Origin of the sequence: Photobacterium aphoticum (assembly GCF_001029435.1) — a bacterium.
Taxonomy (GTDB): domain Bacteria; phylum Pseudomonadota; class Gammaproteobacteria; order Enterobacterales; family Vibrionaceae; genus Photobacterium; species Photobacterium aphoticum.
In genome coordinates this window covers 340,611-359,447 of the sequence record NZ_LDOV01000025.1, presented here as the reverse complement: position 1 = coordinate 359,447, position 18,837 = coordinate 340,611, and the positions used below count along the sequence as shown (strand labels likewise).

General features: G+C 51.6%; 18 protein-coding genes. 7 read left to right on the top strand and 11 right to left on the bottom strand.

The annotated features are described in order from the left end of the window. Window positions 1–77: 77 nt before the first annotated feature. The 7 genes from tyrR to pspA all read right to left on the bottom strand — a co-directional run bounded on the left by tyrR (window position 78) and on the right by pspA (window position 7,605). On the bottom strand, window positions 78–1,613 hold the full coding sequence (gene tyrR, locus ABT58_RS14835; RefSeq protein ID WP_047875191.1) for a transcriptional regulator TyrR: 1,536 nt from the start codon (window positions 1,611–1,613) through the stop codon (window positions 78–80). 159 nt (window positions 1,614–1,772) lie between these two features. Then, window positions 1,773–3,383, bottom strand: coding sequence for a DUF1254 domain-containing protein (locus ABT58_RS14830; protein ID WP_082211109.1), 1,611 nt, complete (start codon window positions 3,381–3,383; stop codon window positions 1,773–1,775). A gap of 206 nt (window positions 3,384–3,589) precedes the next feature. Further along, window positions 3,590–4,654: a YcjF family protein gene (locus tag ABT58_RS14825; protein WP_047875190.1), complete on the bottom strand. Its 1,065-nt coding sequence runs from the start codon at window positions 4,652–4,654 to the stop codon at window positions 3,590–3,592. Continuing rightward, window positions 4,651–6,048, bottom strand: coding sequence for a YcjX family GTP-binding protein (locus ABT58_RS14820; protein ID WP_047875189.1), 1,398 nt, complete (start codon window positions 6,046–6,048; stop codon window positions 4,651–4,653). Before ABT58_RS14820 ends, ABT58_RS14825 begins: the two co-directional genes overlap by 4 nt. 215 nt (window positions 6,049–6,263) lie before the next feature. Continuing rightward, complete coding sequence (pspC, locus tag ABT58_RS14815; protein ID WP_047875188.1) at window positions 6,264–6,650, bottom strand: envelope stress response membrane protein PspC; 387 nt, start codon at window positions 6,648–6,650, stop codon at window positions 6,264–6,266. Further along, complete coding sequence (gene pspB, locus ABT58_RS14810; protein WP_047875187.1) at window positions 6,647–6,877, bottom strand: envelope stress response membrane protein PspB; 231 nt, start codon at window positions 6,875–6,877, stop codon at window positions 6,647–6,649. Before pspB ends, pspC begins: the two co-directional genes overlap by 4 nt. A gap of 62 nt (window positions 6,878–6,939) precedes the next feature. After that, window positions 6,940–7,605 (bottom strand): phage shock protein PspA, encoded by a 666-nt coding sequence (gene pspA / locus ABT58_RS14805; protein WP_047875186.1) that lies wholly within the window; start codon window positions 7,603–7,605, stop codon window positions 6,940–6,942. A gap of 192 nt (window positions 7,606–7,797) precedes the next feature. Here pspA and pspF point away from each other — a divergent pair, with 192 nt between their 5' ends. The 6 genes from pspF (at window position 7,798) to ABT58_RS14775 (ending at window position 14,310) form a co-directional block, all read left to right on the top strand. Beyond that, window positions 7,798–8,856, top strand: a complete 1,059-nt coding sequence (pspF, locus tag ABT58_RS14800; RefSeq protein WP_047875185.1) for a phage shock protein operon transcriptional activator — start codon at window positions 7,798–7,800, stop codon at window positions 8,854–8,856. Window positions 8,857–9,027: 171 nt separating this feature from the next. Further along, window positions 9,028–10,650 carry an ABC transporter substrate-binding protein SapA gene (gene sapA / locus ABT58_RS14795; RefSeq protein ID WP_047875184.1) on the top strand — a complete coding sequence of 541 codons (1,623 nt, stop codon included), beginning with the start codon at window positions 9,028–9,030 and terminating at the stop codon, window positions 10,648–10,650. Between the two features lies 1 nt (window position 10,651). Next, the gene (locus ABT58_RS14790) at window positions 10,652–11,614 is read left to right on the top strand and encodes an ABC transporter permease (RefSeq protein ID WP_047875183.1); all 963 of its coding nucleotides are present in this window, start codon (window positions 10,652–10,654) and stop codon (window positions 11,612–11,614) included. After that, entirely contained in the window at window positions 11,601–12,488 is an 888-nt protein-coding gene (gene sapC, locus ABT58_RS14785; RefSeq protein ID WP_047875182.1) for a putrescine export ABC transporter permease SapC, read from the top strand. The genes ABT58_RS14790 and sapC overlap by 14 nt, the downstream gene beginning before the upstream one ends. Continuing rightward, window positions 12,488–13,489: a peptide ABC transporter ATP-binding protein gene (locus tag ABT58_RS14780; RefSeq protein ID WP_047875181.1), complete on the top strand. Its 1,002-nt coding sequence runs from the start codon at window positions 12,488–12,490 to the stop codon at window positions 13,487–13,489. Before sapC ends, ABT58_RS14780 begins: the two co-directional genes overlap by 1 nt. Next, window positions 13,486–14,310, top strand: a complete 825-nt coding sequence (locus ABT58_RS14775; protein WP_047875180.1) for a peptide ABC transporter ATP-binding protein — start codon at window positions 13,486–13,488, stop codon at window positions 14,308–14,310. The genes ABT58_RS14780 and ABT58_RS14775 overlap by 4 nt, the downstream gene beginning before the upstream one ends. A gap of 104 nt (window positions 14,311–14,414) precedes the next feature. On the opposite strand, the gene ABT58_RS14770 is transcribed toward ABT58_RS14775, so the two are convergent. From ABT58_RS14770 to ABT58_RS14760, 3 genes are all read right to left on the bottom strand, one after another. Next, window positions 14,415–15,719 carry an MgtC/SapB family protein gene (locus ABT58_RS14770; protein WP_047875179.1) on the bottom strand — a complete coding sequence of 435 codons (1,305 nt, stop codon included), beginning with the start codon at window positions 15,717–15,719 and terminating at the stop codon, window positions 14,415–14,417. Window positions 15,720–15,976: 257 nt separating this feature from the next. After that, window positions 15,977–16,411 carry a hypothetical protein gene (locus ABT58_RS14765; RefSeq protein WP_047875178.1) on the bottom strand — a complete coding sequence of 145 codons (435 nt, stop codon included), beginning with the start codon at window positions 16,409–16,411 and terminating at the stop codon, window positions 15,977–15,979. A 238-nt stretch (window positions 16,412–16,649) separates the two neighbouring features. Beyond that, entirely contained in the window at window positions 16,650–16,955 is a 306-nt protein-coding gene (locus tag ABT58_RS14760; protein WP_047875177.1) for a hypothetical protein, read from the bottom strand. 496 nt (window positions 16,956–17,451) lie between these two features. Here ABT58_RS14760 and ABT58_RS14755 point away from each other — a divergent pair, with 496 nt between their 5' ends. Next, window positions 17,452–17,784: a zinc ribbon domain-containing protein YjdM gene (locus ABT58_RS14755; RefSeq protein WP_047875176.1), complete on the top strand. Its 333-nt coding sequence runs from the start codon at window positions 17,452–17,454 to the stop codon at window positions 17,782–17,784. Between the two features lie 140 nt (window positions 17,785–17,924). Here ABT58_RS14755 and pyrF read toward each other — a convergent pair whose 3' ends face one another. Continuing rightward, on the bottom strand, window positions 17,925–18,620 hold the full coding sequence (pyrF, locus tag ABT58_RS14750) for an orotidine-5'-phosphate decarboxylase (RefSeq protein ID WP_047875175.1): 696 nt from the start codon (window positions 18,618–18,620) through the stop codon (window positions 17,925–17,927). Between the last annotated feature and the right edge of the window lie 217 nt (window positions 18,621–18,837).

Genomic DNA, 18,837 nt, shown 5'->3' with positions numbered 1-18,837 from the left:
GCCTTAACTGATCGGCATTAGGCGCGATAGCCTTCCTTCTTCTCTCATGATATTCAAGCCGTGTTCAGCAAGCGCAATCAGTGCTTATTGATGCCGTATTCACGCAACTTGTTTGCCACCGCAGTGTGCGATACCCCCAAGCGTTTTGCCAGCTTACGGGTCGACGGGTAACTGCGGTACAGGTTGCTCAGAATGCCGGACTCATAACGCTTCATGATATCGTCCAGTGAGCCTTCCAGCACTTCTTCGGTGATCAGCGTGGTCGATTCATTTTCTGGCAACTGCACGTCATCCACGCGAATTTCCGGCCCTTCCAGTTGAGTCATGGCACGGAACAGCACGTTACGTAGCTGACGGATATTGCCCGGCCACGCGTACTGGCTCAGATACTGGGCCACATCCGGCGTCAGGTGCGGCTTCGGCTGCTGCAATTCCTGCGCGAACTGCGACAAGAACAACTCCGCCAACGGCACGATATCGGCCGTGCGTTCACGCAGTGGCGGCACCACTAGCGACAACACGTTCAAACGGTAATACAAATCTTCACGGAACTGGCCTGAGGCCACCAAATCCGGCAGTTTTTTCTGGGTCGAGCAAATCACGCGCACGTTGACTTTCATCTCGCGCTCTTCACCCACTCGGCGGAACGTGCCGTCTTGCAGGAAGCGCAGTAGTTTGATCTGCAAGTGCTCCGACATTTCACCGACTTCATACAAGAACACAGTGCCTTCATCGGCTTGCTCGAAAATGCCTTTCTTACCCGGCTCTGTCGCGGTCGCTGCCATGCCGAACAATTCGGTTTCAGCGGCGTTATCCGGCATCGACATACAGTTCACCAGCAGGAACGGCTTTTCACGGCGCAATGAACGCTGATGACAAGCTCGCGCCAACATCTCTTTACCGGTACCGGTTTCACCTTGGATCAACAACGGCGCATCCAGCATCGACAACTTCTTCGCCTGTGACACTAACTGCTTGAAACGGGATGACTGGCCCACTAAGTGCTCAAACCCGTTATCACCACTGAGCTTGCGCATCGCAATCGGCATTTTGGCTTCAGACAGGGATTTAAGCAAAATCACCGCACTGGCCAACACCTGCTCTTCGCTTTCATCGGTAACATACACGGGCATGACTTCCATCATGTAATCCAGCCCGGACAGCACCACCAGCTCACTGCGCGTCGTGGCATTGTCTTTTTCCAGCCACTGATGGGTATTAAAGCCCACCAAGCTTTGAATATTCTCACCCAAAATATCGTCACGAACCTTGCCTAATAAGGTTTCGGCCGCGTCATTGGCTAAATCGACTTTGCCTTGCAGGTTGATGGAGAAAAACGGATCCGGTAAGGCTTCCAGCAGGGCTTTCAACTCTTTGTGCTCACGCTCACTCGGCATGAACTGAATCTTGCGCACATCGGTCACGCCATCCAACTGGCGGATCTGTGACATCAACTGGCTGAAGGATTCAAATTCCACTTCAGGACAGTTGAGATAGATAATACCGACCCGGTCAATTTCAATGCCTCGCAGATCAATCTCACGGCTGGCCAGAATATCCAGCAGTTCGCGGGCGATCCCAAGTCGGTCTTCACAGAAGACTTGTAGTCTCATAGGCTTCTCTTCCAAAGTGTCAGGAATTGTTGACACTGGAAGTGTGCGCTTTCCCCTTATTTGAGTCAAGCCATTGGCTCGCAAAACTAAACCGTCCGCAAAGATGACAGGATCCCCGTATTAAACCTTGGACATATCCTGTCAATCTCCTCTCCGGCACTACTTCAAAGGCTCCATATCGCCTGGTTGCCAGCTGTCGTCATACCAGGCTTCAAGCGGCCCATAGAGGCGCAAAATCGTGAACCACCCCTTGCCCGGAACCGTCTGGATCCAGTTTGCCTCTTTCCCGCTCGGTGCGGTCGGGCCAAAATACAGATCCACCGAACCATCCTCATTCATCGACAAGTCGTCACGCATATTATTCTTGCTGGGGAACGGTTGGCCGGTTTGTAATTCTGAGCGGGTTTGCGGATCGTACACCACGATAGACCAGAAGTTTTTCGCCGGCACATTGGCCGGTAACGTCAGCTTATAATGCTGTCCACCGTCTAAGGCTTTTCCCTCTTTCGATTGATCCAACAAGGCGTATTTGGAGCCTTTTCCGACCAACTTCAGAGCCATAGCGGGCGTATTCACCGTGGCGATGTAAAAGAAATAGCTGCGCGCATCCAGATTCAGGCCACCGTCGCCGTCGTTGATCAACCAACGGTAGTCACCGCCAATGAAGGCCTTTTTCCACAACCGTCCCGGGTAGCGGTAAATGGCTTCATCACGAGGATGAAAAAAGAATGAGCGGGCGGCAGCATTTCCTATCGCTATCCCTTCTTTCAAGTGTGCCAGCAAGCGCGCATCCGGCTCAAAAGGTTGGCCTTTCTGCAGCCCGATTGTCGCCATCAACCCACGCAGTTCAGGGGCAATAAACGCAATGGGCTCTTTATCCAATACCGGTTTCAGCTCAGTGTAAAAATGCACATCGTTGGCATGTATAGTGTTAAATGCTTTGCCACTGCCAGACACAAACGTCATGGCTGGCGGACTGTCTTGCTTCGCCAGCGGGTAGATTTTTAAGTGCTGTTTAAACGCCGCTGTTGCCGCCTCTGGCTTGCCATCCATCAGAAAACCACGGGCAATGAACCAGTTCGTGTAACTGGTCGACTGAGAGACAAAATAGCCGTCAGGGACATCCCCTTTATAGTCAGGCGGTAAAATCAGATACTTACCGCCCTTGCCTTTATCCGGCCCGACAATACCGAGATCGGTCACAAACCGGAAAAAGGCATCATTCACCGTCGTCGGCCCCATCCCCGGCGGGACTTCAATCACCGTCGGGCCATCACGCTCCAGATCTAAAAACGCCGAGGCATACACCGTATCGGTATTACCGGTCAAAAACAGGGGATCGGAATCCATCAATTTATCAAACAATAAAACCTGATGAGACTGCGAAATCCCCAACTTCGCATGTCCGATCCGCAATGCTTCCAAAGACGCCATCGGGATCGCTTGCAAAAAAACTTCTGCCGCACGAGAGATATCAAGAAAATCGTACACTTTTTGGCTGGTCTGGGGATCAGGGACGCCATCCTGAAACGACAGCACTCCTAAGCGCGTCTCAACCTTGTCGGGGGTCATGATTTCTGCGGGAATGGGGGTATTGTAATGTGCTGGAATCGTGGAATCTGAGGGCTTCGCTGGCGAGGTTGCCTGGGGTTGTGTCTGAGAGTGTGTCTGGGTTTGGGTTTGGGTTTGAGCCTGAACAGACCACACACATAACAAAGCGCTTATTAGCGAGCTCAGCAAAGGGGCACTCTGTACGTTAATTGCTTTCATGAACCACTCCTGATTGGGCTACTGATCCCTAATGGGTCATCGTTCCGTTATCCCCGATTCATGGCCAACCTCGTTGGCATTTTGTCCGAACTATGATGTACACAGCCGATACCAACAAGCGAGCATAAAACGGGACAATACAGAAAGCGTAGCGCTATCCTGAAGATTGTCAGAAAAAGAAAAGGCGCCACTCCGGCGCCTTGCGATTAACTCTGTGTGTCTTTTTTCGTGGTCAGCTGACTGAGCAGATCACGACGGATTTCACTCAGTTTCGGCTGCTGACCCGCCTGCCACGGCAGTGGGCGCATCAGGCTGATGGCTTTCAAACCCAGACGCCCTGTGAGCAAGCCCACCCCGACGCCTTGTGCAACGCGGGTCGACATACGGCCGGCCAGATCCATCGACAACATGTCCATACCGCTGTCGGCAATCAATTCGCTGGCCCCGGCCACCGCCATGTTAGCCAACACCAACTTCACCAAGCGAATACGCGACCAGTAACCCAATTCGACGCCGTACACCGCTGAGATTTGCTCAATCAAACGGAAGTTACGCCACGCCACCAGCAACATATCGGCCACGGCCAACGGACTGACCGCGACCATCACTGCCGCTTCACTGGCGTATTTTGCCACCAGCTTACGTGCCTGTTTGTCCTGATGGCCCAGCACCATCTGATCATACAGCTGGATCACTTCACGGTCGTTATGGGTCGCAGCGAGCGCATGCTGCCAGCGGTCATAACCGGCATTTTCTTCAGCCACATGGCTCTTACGAGCCAGACGGGTACAGAACGCACGCGCCGCGCCGATACCATCGGCATCCAACAAGGCTTGTGCCTGTTCACGTTCGCTCTGACGGTGCTTCAAACGACGCAAACTTAACAGCTCACGCCCCAGCGCAGTAATACCTGCGGTTGCCAAACCGGCAATGATCACACTCCAGCCCATCGCCAACCAATCACCGCCCTGATAAGCCGTCACCACATAATCCACGCTTTGCCAGCCCGCCATAAGCGCACCGCCCACCAACAAGCCTTTTAACCAGCCACTGCTGCGCTTTGGCTTGGACGCCAATGTCTGAGCTAACTCCGCTTCCACATCGGTGTCTGCCTCTTGCGTGGTGTCAGGCAAAAACGTGGCCTTGTCGGCAAATTGCAGCTGTGAGGTTAATTCGTCCTCACCGTGTGTCTTTGTCCCGCTACCGGACTGAGCCCCGTTACCTGACTGGGGCTCATCAAATTCAATTTTACTTTTGTATTGCTCGTTCATCGTAATTTATCTCCCAGCAGGTATTCCAACGCCTTATCCATACGGATATGCGGTAGCGGTTCGTCACTTTGTAGCCCCAGTGGGCGAAAATTCACAAAGTCGAACCCGGACTGTTGCCAGAACGCCTCACTCGGCAAGCGTTTTGGCACATCCCCCGGATAGAGGGTTTTCGCCTCGCCAGCCATGGTATGGCCCCGCAAAGCAGGCATTTGTTTGCCTTGGTATTCCACAAAGCCCGGCTCTGTGGCCTGAATCGAGGAAAGACTCACACAGTCCATCTCAATCCCTTCAAATGAGGCGGTTTGCCACGCTTCATTCACCAGTTGCTGCAACAGGCTCACCAAGTGTGGATGCTGCTCTGGCGTAACATGGTCCGCTTTAGTCGCTGCAAACAGCACTTTATCGATACGCGGCGAGAACAAACGACGCATCAACGAACTGCGGCCGTAACGGAAACTTTGCATCAGCTGATCCAGCGCTTGGCGCATGTCATTGAACGATTCCGGCCCCGCATTAAGCGGCTGTAAACAGTCCACCAGAATGATCTGGCGATCGAACGTTGAGAAATGCTCTTTGTAGAAGGCTTTCACCACGTGCTGTTGATAATAACGATAGCGACTTTTCAGCATCCCCAAATTGGTGTCTTCACCGGCACTGGCCCATTGCTGTTCAGTCACCCCGTCCAGCCATACCAATGGGAAGAACTGCAACACCGGCGCGCCAGACAACTCTCCCGGCAACACAAAACGTCCCGGTTGCACCCAATGCAAGCCGCCTTCGGCTTTACAGCGGTACAGGTATTCGGTGAAGAAACCCGATATTTTTTCAATCAGGGCTTCATCGGCCGGCGCAAACGGGTCAAAGGTGTCTTTCAGCGCCAACCAATCTTGTGCCAGGGTCAGGCGCTTGCCTTTCAGCACCTGTGCCTGCTGTTTTGACCAGGCATAAAAGTCCAGATCCAGCAGCGGTAAATCCAGCAACCACTCCCCCGGGTAATCAACAATGTCGAGGTACAAGGTCGCGGTGTCTTGCAGTAACTTCAGCGGCCCGCGTTGCGGTTTATAACGCAACGCCAGACGGGTTTGGCTGACATCGCGGGTCGGTGCCGGCCAGGTCGGCGGGGTCGACAGCAACGACTGCATCCCTTCTTCATAACCAAATCGCGGCACATGCATGTCAATTTGCGGGACGCGCTTGGCCCCCAGCAAATGCCCGTCACGCACGGCGCTGAACAGCGGCAGACGTGGGTTCGTGCTGACATGCATTAATTGATTCACCAGTGAGGTAATAAATGCCGTTTTCCCGGCGCGCGAGAGGCCGGTCACGGCCAAACGCACATGGCGATCTAAACTGCGGTTCACTAGCTTATTCAACTCATTACCAATTCGGTTCATAGCCTTTCCTGAATCATTGTCGCTCGCGGACATCAAACCGTCTCGCGGCGTTCTATGGGGAAAATATACGGAGGTGTAGATTAACCTATGATGAACCGCTTATTCAGCATTGACCATCGGTATTCATCATAACGTGCTGTGTATTATCAATATTTCAATGTGGCACAAAAAAGAGAAGCAGGCATTGGCCTGCTTCTCAGAGTGATAGGTCACCGTTACAAGTTGCGGAATTCACGGTCCACTTTGAACGCCGTCGACGTCACGTAGGCTTCCATCTTGCGCAAATCCTGTTCAATGTGTTCAAACTCACGTTCCACGTTGTTCAGGATCTCACGGGCTGGTTTGCCCGCTTGCCACGGTTTCTGTTTGACGTGGTGCTCACGAAACAGCGTTTGCTGCTGCATGCGTGCTTCCGGCATCTTCTCAAGGATCAACCAGGCCGCGATGTACGCTAACGTGGCAAAGAACCCCACCCCAAGCAGGAAAGCAGATACCGCAAGAATACGCACCAACCAGATTTCCATGCCGAAGTATTCGGCAATCCCCGCACACACACCGGCGATTTTGCCGTTTTTCGGATCACGATAGAGGGTCTTACTCATACCTTATTCCTCCATTGTGGCGCTTCCGCATCCAAAATACGCTCCAGTGTGACAATCCGCTCTTGCATTTGCTCTGCGCGTGCGACCAGAGCTTGCAATTTTTCATGATCGTCCCCCGACAACCCTTCACTGCTGTGTTTCTTTGACCGGTAGTGAAGAAGCAGCCACAATGGGGCAACGAAAATCATAAAAACAATCAGCGGCCCAACAATAAACCCCATAGACATTACATTCTCCTTAATACGCGCAGATTCATTAACTTATCACCTTGGCTATTGTCGCAATAGCCTTATTCTTTGCCTTTAATATCGGCTTTCATGCGCGCCAATTCTTTTTCAATTTCATCTTGTGCTTGCAGATTGGCAAATTCGTCCTGCAAGTTTTTACCACGACCCAGGCTGTAGCTGTCAGCTTCCGCTTCCATCTCGTCGATGCGGCGCTCGTACTGCTCAAACTTGTTCAGGGCTTCGTCAACCTTGCCGGTATCTAACTGGCGACGCACATCGCGGCGCGTACCCGCTGCTTTATGGCGCATCACTAACGCTTGCTGACGAGCGCGGGTTTCTTGCAGTTTGCGCTCCAGCTCTGCCACTTCACCGGCCAGCTTTTCGATGGTTTCTTCCACCAGCTTAAATTCTTCGTGCAGCGTCAGCGCCACATCGTTCAGTTTCTGTTTTTCAATCAGCGCGGCACGGGCGAGATCTTCGCGGCCTTTTTGCAGTGCCAGACTCGCTTTTTGCTGCCAGTCTTCACCTTGTGATTCGATCGCCTGAATGCGACGTTGCAATTCTTTTTTGTCTGCCAGCGCTCGAGCTGATGACGTACGCACTTCCACCAAGGTGTCTTCCATTTCTTGAATGATCAGGCGGATCATTTTTTGTGGATCCTCAGCTTTATCAAGCAGCGCATTCACATTAGCATTAACGATGTCAGCAAAGCGTGAAAAAATACCCATAATTACATCTCCAATATTACGTTCTTGGTTAATCGGTCTGTGACTACCTGTCGCATCACCTCTTACCCACTAGCTATTACAACAAGTGTGCCAACTTTTTAGTTGGTTAAATATCAACAACTTGGCTTTACATCGCCCCAACAAGCCTGTTAGGGTGTTGTTCAAATACGCCAATAGTTAGCGAGATTAACCATGCGAAAGCCTGATAATTTAATCGGTGAGTCTGAAGCGTTCCTTACCGTGCTCGATCATACGTCCCGCCTTGCACCGCTCAACCGCCCAATCCTTATTTTGGGAGAACGCGGGACAGGTAAAGAATTAATTGCTCAGCGCATGCATTATTTGTCACGCCGCTGGGATCAACCGCTCATTTCTCTTAACTGTGCCGCGCTCAGTGAAGGGGTGATTGACTCGGAACTGTTTGGCCATGAAGCCGGCGCGTTTACCGGTGCCAAAGGCCGTCATCAGGGACGTTTTGAACGGGCCGAAAACGGCACCTTGTTTTTGGACGAACTGGGCACCGCCCCGCTTGGCGTACAAGAAAAATTACTCCGAGTCATCGAATACGGGGAATATGAACGTGTGGGGGGCAGCAAAACCTGCCGCGCCAATGTGCGTTTGATTTGTGCCACCAATGAAGACTTGCCGCAATTGGCCGCTGACGGCAAATTCCGCTCGGATTTACTCGATCGCCTGGCCTTTGACATCATCCACCTGCCACCGCTGCGTGAGCGCCGCGAAGACATCATGCCGCTGGCGGACTACTATGCCGTGAAAATGTGTCGCGAGCTGGGCTTTAGCTATTTCTCCGGCTTTACTCCGGAAGCCATCGACCAACTGATGACATACCAGTGGCCGGGCAATGTGCGAGAGCTGAAAAACGTCATTGAACGCTCAATTTTCCGCCATGGCCTAGAAGACGAACCGATTGATGAGATCATCCTTGACCCGTTCCGCGCCCCTTGGCACGACAAGCACAGTGCCAGTTTCACTGCGGCTCACAGCGCAAAATCTACCTCCCAGAGTGCCGCGAAAACCGGTGCAACGTCTGGTCATCATGCGGCATCTTCGATGCTCTTCCCTATTGATTTTCGCCAATGGCAGCAGGATCAGGAAGTGGATATCATTCAACAAGCGCTTGAAGAAGCTCAGTTTAATCAACGCAAAGCGGCAGAGCTGCTATGCTTGAGCTATCACCAGCTGCGTGGATTGCTGCGTAAATACCAATTGGTCGGCGCGCAGGATAGCTGAGCCTGCTTCACACGGGCATCATCCCCCCCAAGCCACAGACAGCCCCATACTCATCAGGTATCAAGATATGAGCAAAAATAGGGGAAAAAGCAGGTATTTTAGGGAGATGACTTGGTCACTCAGTAGGATGGTGGTAAATTTGTAATCTTGTTTTCCATAAAATCTAATCTTATGAGCGCCTATACTCGTCTTCTGCTTGCGTGTGTGAGCCTTGCCAGCCTGTGGGGCTGCAGCGAGCCACAGCAGGATAGCAATATTCGCAGCCGTGGCTTCGTCTATTGTGGGCAAGATACGCCGAACACCTTCAATCCGCAGTTAACCGATGGCGGACTGACAGCTGATACACTGGCTGCGCAGATCTTTGACCGTCTCTTATTGCTTGACCCCGTGACACACCGCCCATTACCTTCACTGGCGAAAAGCTGGACCATGAGCGGTGATGGTCTCACCTATACGTTTTCGTTACGGGAAGGCATTGCGTTTCAATCAACCGACTGGTTTAAACCTACACGTCAATTTAACGCCCAAGATGTGGTGTTTAGTTTTAAACGAGTCATTGATCCCTCTCACCCGTTCCATGCGGTGTCTGGCGGCCGTTATCCGTGGTTTGAAAGCCAAGGCTTTGCCAACCTGATTGACGATATCACCATTGTGGATCCGTACACGGTACAGTTCAGCCTGACCCGTCCGGATAACGCATTCTTGGCCAATCTGGCCACCACGTATGCGGTGATCCACTCGCAAGAGTATGCTGATCAGGTGCTGCGTGCGGGTAAACCCGACCAGCTAGATCATCTGCCGATTGGTACCGGACCGTTTTCGCTTGAGCAATACCTGCCCAATGATTTGGTGCGCCTGAACCGTCACAACGGCTACTGGCAAGGGGCGGCGAAAATGGAACAAGTGGTGTTTGATATCGCCTCACGCGGCACCGGCAGCTTAGCCAAACTGCTCAGCAAAGAGTGTGATGTGCTGTCGTCACCGGTCGCCAGTCAGCTGCCGATCATCAACGACAACGAAGACTTTGATCTCACCGCGCAAACCGGTATGAACGTGGCGTATCTGGCCATTGATACCAACAAACCGGCGCTCAAAGATCTGCGTGTCCGTCAGGCCATTAATCACGCCATTAACCGTGATAACCTGCTGAGCTCTGTCTACTACGGCACCGGTACGGAAGCACACAGCATTCTGCCACCAATGTCGTGGGCGTATCATCACAACAGTGAAGCGCTGGGTTACGATCCGGAAAAAGCCCTGCAACTGCTCAAAGAAGCCGGTTTTGATAAAAACCTGAGCTTAACCCTGTGGGTACCGTTAGAGCCTCGCCCTTACAACCCCAGCCCGCGTAAAACCGCCGAGCTGATTCAGGCAGATTTGAACGCGGTGGGCGTGCAGGTCAACATCATCATGCAGGACTCTATCAACCGCTTTAGCAACATTGATAAGTTCAACAGTGATTTGATCTTAACCGGTTGGATTGCCGATAACGGTGATCCGGATAACTTCCTGCGCCCACTGCTGTCCTGTGATGCCAAAGCGGCCGGCCTGAACGACTCCAACTGGTGTAACCTGGACTTTGATAACCTGCTTGAGCTGGCGTCGCGTACCAGCCAGCTAAACCAGCGTTTGAATTTCTATCAACGTGCGCAGGCCATTGTTGACCAAGATGTGCCGGTGGTACCGCTGGCACACGGTGTGCATTTCCAAATTCACCACAACTCACTGAAAGGCTTACAAATGAGCCCGTTTGGTACCCGCTCGTTCTCCACGGTGTACCGGAGCGAACCTTAATATGTTTATCTATACCATTCGACGGCTGAATCTGTTCTTGATCACCTTGTTGATCTTGACCTTGATCGGCTACAGCATTCTTCGCCTTGACCCCGCGTCATTGTGGACCAGCCAACCGTTCTGGACCGGCTGGATTGCTTACCTGCAAACGTTGGTGACCGGCCACCTTGGTCTGAACCAGCAAGGCTTGCCAATTTGGCACGAAGTGGCGGCGGTGTTCCCGGCAACGTTGGAATTGTGTTTCTTTGCCTTTGCGCTGTCGCTATTGATCGGCATTCCGCTGGGCACACTGGCCGGGGTGAAACGCGGCCATTTCGTTGATACCGCAATTTCCTCTATCACGCTGGTGGGTTACTCCATTCCGCTGTTCTGGCTGGCGATGCTGCTGATCATGCTGTTTTCACTGGAATTAGGCTGGCTGCCTGTTTCGGGCCGTTACAGCCTGCTGTATGAAATTGACCAGCAAACCGGTGTCGCACTGATTGACGTCTTGCTGTCTGACAAGCCATACCGCGCTGAAGCCCTGATGGATGTGATCCGCCACTTGGCACTGCCGACACTGGTTTTGGCAATGGCACCGACCACGGAAGTGATCCGCCTGACCCGCTCGTCGGTGTCGGATGTGATGAACCAAAACTTCATCAAAGTGGCCCAGACCAAAGGCTTGTCGATGTTTGAAATCATTGCGCGTCACGTGCTGCGTAATGCCATTCCGCCAATCATTCCGAAACTGGGTATGCAGTTTTCGACCATGATGACCTTTGCCATGCTGACCGAGTCCATCTTTAACTGGCCGGGTATCGGCCGCTGGTTGCTGGATGCGATTTCCGCCCAGAATTACGTCGCGATTCAAGCGGGCGTGATCACGGTCGGCAGCTTCATTCTGATCGCCAACATCCTGTCTGATTTGACCGGTGCTTTCGTCAACCCGCTTGTGCGCAAGGAATGGTATGCTATCAAATAACATCTACCAAGAGACCAAGATCCCAACCCAATGGGAGCGGGCCTGGCAAAACTTCCGTACCAACTCACTGGCGGTGTTTGGCTTCTGGTGTCTGCTGCTGCTGATCTGCCTGACCTTGGTCGCACCGTGGCTAACGCCGTATGATGCGGTGAGCCAAGTGGGCGAACTGCTGATGCCACCGTCGTGGGATCCGAGCGGTCACGTGGAATTCTTCTTCGGCACCGATGACTTGGGCCGTGACATCCTCAGCCGCTTGCTGATGGGGACACGCCTGACCTTTGGTTACGCCATTCTGATCGCCCTGTGTTCTGGGGTGATCGGTATTGCCATTGGCGTCATGGCCGGTATGAGCCGTGGCCTGAAATCGAGCTTTTTGAACCACTTGCTGGACACCGTGCTGTCTATCCCTTCCCTGCTGCTGGCCATCATTGTGGTCGCGTACATGGGACCGGGCGAATACAGCATTTTGCTGGCAATTTGGCTGGCGTTGATCCCGCGTTTCATTCGTGCTGTTTATACGGCTGTACACAATGAAGTAGAAAAAGACTACATCATCGCTGCCCGTTTGGATGGCGCGAACGATTTCTACCTGCTGTACAACTCGATCCTGCCAAACATTCTGACCGTGCTGACCAACGAGTTTACCCGTGCCATTTCCATTGCAATTTTGGACATTGCCGCGCTGGGCTTTTTGGGTCTTGGCGCACAAACCCCGTTGCCGGAATGGGGCGCGATGGTGGGCGACTCCATCGAGCTGATTTACCTTGCACCATGGACAGTCACGCTACCCGGCCTTGCCATTACGTTTAGCGTGTTGGTTGTAAACTTAGTAGGGGAAGGACTCCGCCAGGCTATTAATGCGGGGATTGACTAATGCCACTGTTAGATATTCGCAACCTCACCATCGAGATTGATACGCCGCAAGGGATGGTGAAAGCCGTTGATCGCATGAGTTTAACGATCAACGAAGGGGAAATTCGCGGCTTGGTGGGCGAATCCGGTTCGGGTAAGAGCTTAGTTGCCAAAGCCATTGCCGGCGTGACCAAAGACAACTGGCGCGTGAGTGCAGACCGCTTGCGCCTGGGCGATATTGATTTGCTGGCGCTCTCGCCGCGCGAACGCCGTAAGGTCGTGGGCCGTGAAATTGCCATGATTTTCCAGGAGCCATCATCGTGTTTGGATCCGTCTGAACGCGTGGGTGAGCAGCTGGAAGAGGCGATCCCGTCCAGCTCATTCAGCGGCCGTATCTGGCAGCGCTTCCACTGGCGTCAGAAGCAGGCGATTGCCCTGCTGCATAAAGTCGGTATTAAAGATCACAAACGCGTGATGCGCAGCTACCCGTACGAATTGACCGACGGGGAGTGTCAGAAGGTGATGATTGCCATGGCCATTGCCAACCGCCCTCGCCTGCTGATTGCCGATGAACCGACCAACGACTTGGATCCCATCACGCAAGCGCAGATTTTCCGTCTGCTCAGCCGCATGAACCAGTTGGGGAATACCACGATTTTGCTGGTCAGCCACGATCTGACCACCGTGACCCAATGGGCCGACCGCATTACCGTGATGTACTGTGGTCAGTCGGTGGAATCTGCCAGCCGTCAACAGCTGTTAGAATCACCGCATCACCCGTACACCGTGGCACTACTGCGTGCGATGCCGGACTTCAATCTGGACGAATTGCCGCACAAGAGCAAACTCGCCACCTTACCGGGCTCTATTCCGCCATTGCAGCACCTGCCGATTGGCTGTCGCTTAGGACCGCGTTGTCCGCACGCCCAGCGTAAATGCGTCGAAGTACCGGAACGCCAGAAGATCAAGACACACAAATTCAGCTGCCACTTCCCGCTGAATATGGAGGAGAACGCGAAGTGAGTGCGTTACTTGAAGTCGAAAACCTGAAAAAAGACTATCACTATCGTTCAGGTCTGTTCCGCCGCCGTACCATTGAAGCGGTAAAACCGGTGTCATTCAGCTTGGAAGCCGGTGAAACCATCGCGTTCATGGGTGAAAACGGCTCGGGTAAATCGACCCTGGCACGTATGCTGGCGGGCGTGGTGGAGCCGACTGAAGGCATCATCCGTGTTAACGGCGAGCCGCTGGCACACCGTGATTACCAGACCCGCTGTAAACTGATCCGCATGATCTTCCAAGATCCGAACACTTCACTGAATCCGCGTATTCAGATCGGCAAGATCTTGGAAGGCCCGCTCAAGCGTAACACCGACATGACCCCGCAGGCCCGTGAGCGTCGTATCATGGAAACCTTAAAGCGTGTTGGCCTGCTGCCCGAGCATGCCTACTTCTACCCGCAGATGCTGGCAACCGGTCAGAAACAGCGTGTGTCACTGGCTCGTGCCCTTATTTTGCAGCCGTGTATTATCGTGGCCGACGAAGCCCTGAACGGCTTGGACATGTCGATGCGCTCGCAGATCATCAACCTGTTGTTAGAGCTGCAAGAAGAGATGGGTCTGTCCTATATCTACGTGTCGCAACACATGGGCGTGATCAAGCACTTCACCGATAAAGTGATGGTAATGCAAGACGGTGAAGTGGTGGAACAAGGCCGCACCGCCGACGTATTTGCTAATCCGCAACATGCATTGACGCAAAAGCTGCTGGACAGCCATTTCTCAGCACCGTCGCACGATCGCACCAACCGCATCAGCAGTGCCACGCCGAAAATCGAGTGCTAATGCGGCATCAGCAAACATGAATCAACAGTGAGGATTCACTGACGGTTTAACACAACAAAAACGGGCATCGCGCCCGTTTTTTTATCTTTCTTATTACCCTCACTTTATCCCTGCGACGCGAACAACGTCACGCCACCGAGTACAACGGAGAGCAAGATCGGCATAATCACGTACTTGCGCATGCTGCTGTCACCAATCACACACGCCATGCCCATTTTCACCACGCTGTTAACCGCAGCCGCAATGAAAATTCCCATCGCGGCGAGCGTCACCCCGACATGGGCAGCCCCTTCTACCGCTTCTGTTCCAACACCCAATGCACTTTGTCGCCCGAGTGCCAGCGTAATGGCATCCACATCCGTGATCCCCGAAGTGGCCGCTAACAGCAATGTCCCCGCATTACCGAACCAGGCTTGCAGCGCATTAGCGAGCACAATAATCACCATCAGAATCACCCCAAAGATCAGCGCCGAAGTGAGTGCTAACGGATTTTGCTTCATTTCCGGCGAGGTCTGGCCGTCTGATTGATGGGTGCGCCAAATCCACCCTGCCGACACATAAAAACCCAGCATCATTGCCAGCATGGGCAGCCATAACCGCTCCAGCAGTGTCCAGTTCACCACTGAGCAGACAAATAAAATACGCGGAAACATAGTGCCGCAACTGAGCAAAATACCACTCGCCAGCAAACCACTCAGGGGCGGCTGTTGTTTAGACAAATGGGAAAACTGTAAAGTCAGCGCCGTCGAAGAACTCAAGCCCGCAAACAGGCAGGTCAGCAAAATGCCCTTTTCCGTGCCGCCAATCTTCATCGCAAAATAGCCGACAAACGAGATACTGGCGATCAACACTACCATCCACCACACTTCATACGGATTGATGGCATCCCACGGCCCCATCGCCTGATTGGGCAACAGTGGCAACATCACCACAGAAATCAGCAATAAACGCAGCGCCGCATCCAGCTCGTACTCTTGCAGTTTGCGCAGCGCCTCATGCAGCTCTTTTTTATTATCCAGAATAATAGCCGTGATCACCGCACTGGATGCCGCCAGCACCGGATCTCCAATGACGGCCAACGCCCCCAATAAAAACGTCAGTAAGGTGCCGACTAAACCGGTAATGCTTAAATTATTGTGCCAACGCAGGCGACTGACATAGGCCACCGACACAATCACCGTCAGGGCTATAAAGGCAAGACCTAAGAAGAGTTCAGAGAAGTGATCGGCCAGTAAACCACACAGCCCGCCAAGTAAACCGACCAAGGAATAGGTACGAATACCGGCAATGCGTGAACCGGCGGCTTCGTTACGATCCACCCACCCGCGCTGAATGCCAATAATGGCCCCGAGCAACAGAGCAATGGCTAACCGTATATAGGGCGAGGAAAAATCCAATCCTGTGTCCATAGCGACCTCCACTGGCGAGTGATAGATCCAGTGTAGGGGCTGGGCGAAAGAAGGTATGTTGGGTGGGTCACGGATTTTGGAGTTGGCGAGTTTCGAGGGACTAGGGGCGAGGAAGAGCGAAGGGCAAAGGCCACAACGTGACCTTTCCTAATTGAGCTGACATATGTTGTTGTCAGGCGAGTTGCGGGTGTTATAGTAAATCGCCGAGTGTAACGCATTACCTTAACAGTCCACCTCAGACCGTGTTGTTATACCGCTTATGCAATCAATGTTAAGAGCCAATCAATACAGCGCCTCAACAATTCTTCAGCATCTTCGTTAAGCGTGGGAATTAAAATACAAATGACTGTTACGAAAAAAAACCAACTTATACGGCCAACAAAAAAACCTACAATCGCATTTAGACATGTTTCCCAAAGTGTAGGTTTTCCAATTTGGTTCATAGGGGTTATCAAAAAATCATAGGTCTCTGAACCAAGCTTTGTAACTTGGAGTTGATCAAAATTTGGACCTAAATCCCCTTTATCAATAGGGACGCCAGTAATATAGCCTTTAGAAAGCATACTCAACAAATCGGTATATATTTTGTACTTTTGTCCATCATCAGTACCTACCTGTATGGACTTAACTTGATACTGATCAGTACTGACAATTTCACCGTTTCTAACCTTTTCAAATATATCTACTTGCACTGAAAATCCTCAATTTTTCATGAAGGTATAGCATTGGATTCAACGATCTAAGATTGCCCACATATGCTACCAAACACTCATGAGTGGATATTACATAATCAGTCCAAAAATCGGTGCAGCATCTGGTTATTACGTTAAATCTGCACAGAGTCGACATAATCATGTAACGGCCATATACAAGAAAGGCCGCCAACGGGCAGCCTCTGGGTGATCTGTTTACGGGGGGAACACAGTGAAATTACTTAATTAACTCAACGCAATATTCTGTGGATAATGCATCATCTACAAATTTGGTTGTGAAATCATACATTGCACCTTTTTCAACATTTAAGCCTTTCAGTGCATGATCGATTCGCTGTTGAATTGAAACGTCGAAGTCATCTGCAATTCGAGTCTGAATAAATGCAGCATGTACTCGGAAGTTATAATTTTCAGAAATGTAATCTACGTAACGAAACTGACGCTTTTCCTCGAATTTTTCACCAAACAGTGTTTGAAAGTGTTCATGAATATTTTCTAGTACTTTATCGATATTGTTATACATTCACCCAACCTCTTTTCTTTTAACTCGCAGATAACAATGTGACACCACACACATAACCTACCAGTTACTTATTGGCACTGCAAATTCGGGACGGTAAATGCCAATTAGTGAATTACCCCACAAATATGACCACTTCGCGCTGTATGGAATCCATCAACGTTGTTTCTAATCATTTAGCTGACTCATTCTGCTTCATCTTGAGCGGTAAGTTTGTGACAGAATCAAAGCCATTGATTAACAATTGAACAAGGATTAAGTATTTTACACAAATCAAGTAACGTTCCCGATTTTTAAACATAACTTCATGCTTTTACTTGCATCTCGATACTCGAAACTCATCCCTACCAACCATAGGACCACAGGACCACAGCCCCGCTTTTCCTCGCCCCCCGTCCCTCGCAAACTCGTCCCTACCCCCCAACAATCTGATCGCACTCAACCCCATAACTGGCTATCATGACCGCTTTCAATTTCCTTCAATGATGAGTGGTTATTTATGTCTCTACCTCCTTGCCCAAACTGTCAGTCTGAATACGTCTATCCTGATCAAAACCACCTTGTGTGTCCGGAATGTGCCCATGAGTGGGATCCGAATGCCGTAGAAGAAACTTTTACCGTCAAAGATGCCAACGGCACGCAACTGGCAGAAGGTGACAAAATCACAGTCGCGAAAGATTTAAAAGTGAAAGGCAGCTCGATGGTGCTGAAAATCGGTACGAAAGGCGTGATCAAACGTATCGTAGAAGGCAAAGATCACCAGTTGGATTGTAAGCTGGACGGCGCAGGCGACATGATGGTAACTGCGGCATTCGTGAAAAAAGCCGGATAACGTTTTCTATTTGGCTGGACGCTGCGCGGTGTTGTATCCGCATTCACCTATCGCCTGTCCATCAAACACAAATAAAAAACGGGCCCTTGTGTGTACAAGGGCCCGTTTCTTTTTCAATCTTTACGCTAACCCGTCAGGCGTTATGCCAGAGTCTTGTTAATCGCCGCCAATACCGCAGCAGGATCCGCCGCTTGAGTAATTGGACGACCAATAACCAGGTAATCTGAGCCGGCGGCTACCGCTTCTACAGGGGTCATTACACGGCGCTGATCGCCCGCTTCGCTGCCCGCTGGACGAATGCCTGGCGTTACCAGTTTGAATGACTGGCCTAGCTCGCCTTTTAGCAGGCTCGCTTCTTGTGCAGAACACACCACACCGTCTAGGCCGCTGTTCTTGGTCAGACGTGCCAAGTTCAATACCTGCTCTTGTGGCTCACACTGAATGCCGATACCACGTAGATCCGACGCTTCCATGCTGGTTAGCACGGTCACACCAATCAATAGCGGACGGTCTTTGCCGTAGGGCTCTAGGATTTCACGAGAAGCTGTCATCATGCGCTCACCGCCTGATGCGTGCACGTTCACCATCCATACACCCAACTCTGCGGCCGCACGTACGGCGTGCGAACAAGTATTTGGGATATCGTGGAATTTAAGGTCTAGGAATACCGAGTGACCACGGTTTTGCAACTGACGCACGAAGTCAGGGCCAAAGTAGGTGAACATCTCTTTGCCCACTTTCAATCGGCAGCTACCCGGCTCAATGCGATCAACGAAGGCCAATGCCTCTTCCTGGCTTGGGTAATCAAGAGCAACAATCACTTTTGGGTCTAACATGGCATCTCCTGCTAAGTTATAGGTCAATCACACCCAGTTTCCTGAGTCGGGCGGGATTGTACAGTAAATTTATAATTATGCGAGCATTTATTGCTTTGTTGCACCTAAGCACTAAAACATACAGTTATCTTGCCATGCCAATCGTTTGTTAGGCAGACAAAAATCCGCAACCAAACCGGCTGACATTAAAAATGCCGATATAAATCAATACATAGCA

Excerpts from the sequence above, each read along its gene's own strand:
- ABT58_RS14790 (WP_047875183.1), top strand. The coding sequence starts at position 10,652 with ATGTTTATCTATACCATTCGACGGCTGAATCTGTTCTTGATCACCTTG.
- ABT58_RS14760 (WP_047875177.1), bottom strand. The coding sequence starts at position 16,955 with ATGTATAACAATATCGATAAAGTACTAGAAAATATTCATGAACACTTT.
- pspA (WP_047875186.1), bottom strand. The coding sequence starts at position 7,605 with ATGGGTATTTTTTCACGCTTTGCTGACATCGTTAATGCTAATGTGAAT.
- ABT58_RS14770 (WP_047875179.1), bottom strand. The coding sequence starts at position 15,719 with ATGGACACAGGATTGGATTTTTCCTCGCCCTATATACGGTTAGCCATT.
- ABT58_RS14780 (WP_047875181.1), top strand. The coding sequence starts at position 12,488 with ATGCCACTGTTAGATATTCGCAACCTCACCATCGAGATTGATACGCCG.
- ABT58_RS14830 (WP_082211109.1), bottom strand. The coding sequence starts at position 3,383 with ATGAAAGCAATTAACGTACAGAGTGCCCCTTTGCTGAGCTCGCTAATA.
- tyrR (WP_047875191.1), bottom strand. The coding sequence starts at position 1,613 with ATGAGACTACAAGTCTTCTGTGAAGACCGACTTGGGATCGCCCGCGAA.
- ABT58_RS14820 (WP_047875189.1), bottom strand. The coding sequence starts at position 6,048 with ATGAACCGAATTGGTAATGAGTTGAATAAGCTAGTGAACCGCAGTTTA.
- pspC (WP_047875188.1), bottom strand. The coding sequence starts at position 6,650 with ATGAGTAAGACCCTCTATCGTGATCCGAAAAACGGCAAAATCGCCGGT.
- pyrF (WP_047875175.1), bottom strand. The coding sequence starts at position 18,620 with ATGTTAGACCCAAAAGTGATTGTTGCTCTTGATTACCCAAGCCAGGAA.
- pspB (WP_047875187.1), bottom strand. The coding sequence starts at position 6,877 with ATGTCTATGGGGTTTATTGTTGGGCCGCTGATTGTTTTTATGATTTTC.
- ABT58_RS14755 (WP_047875176.1), top strand. The coding sequence starts at position 17,452 with ATGTCTCTACCTCCTTGCCCAAACTGTCAGTCTGAATACGTCTATCCT.
- sapC (WP_047875182.1), top strand. The coding sequence starts at position 11,601 with ATGCTATCAAATAACATCTACCAAGAGACCAAGATCCCAACCCAATGG.
- ABT58_RS14825 (WP_047875190.1), bottom strand. The coding sequence starts at position 4,654 with ATGAACGAGCAATACAAAAGTAAAATTGAATTTGATGAGCCCCAGTCA.
- pspF (WP_047875185.1), top strand. The coding sequence starts at position 7,798 with ATGCGAAAGCCTGATAATTTAATCGGTGAGTCTGAAGCGTTCCTTACC.
- sapA (WP_047875184.1), top strand. The coding sequence starts at position 9,028 with ATGAGCGCCTATACTCGTCTTCTGCTTGCGTGTGTGAGCCTTGCCAGC.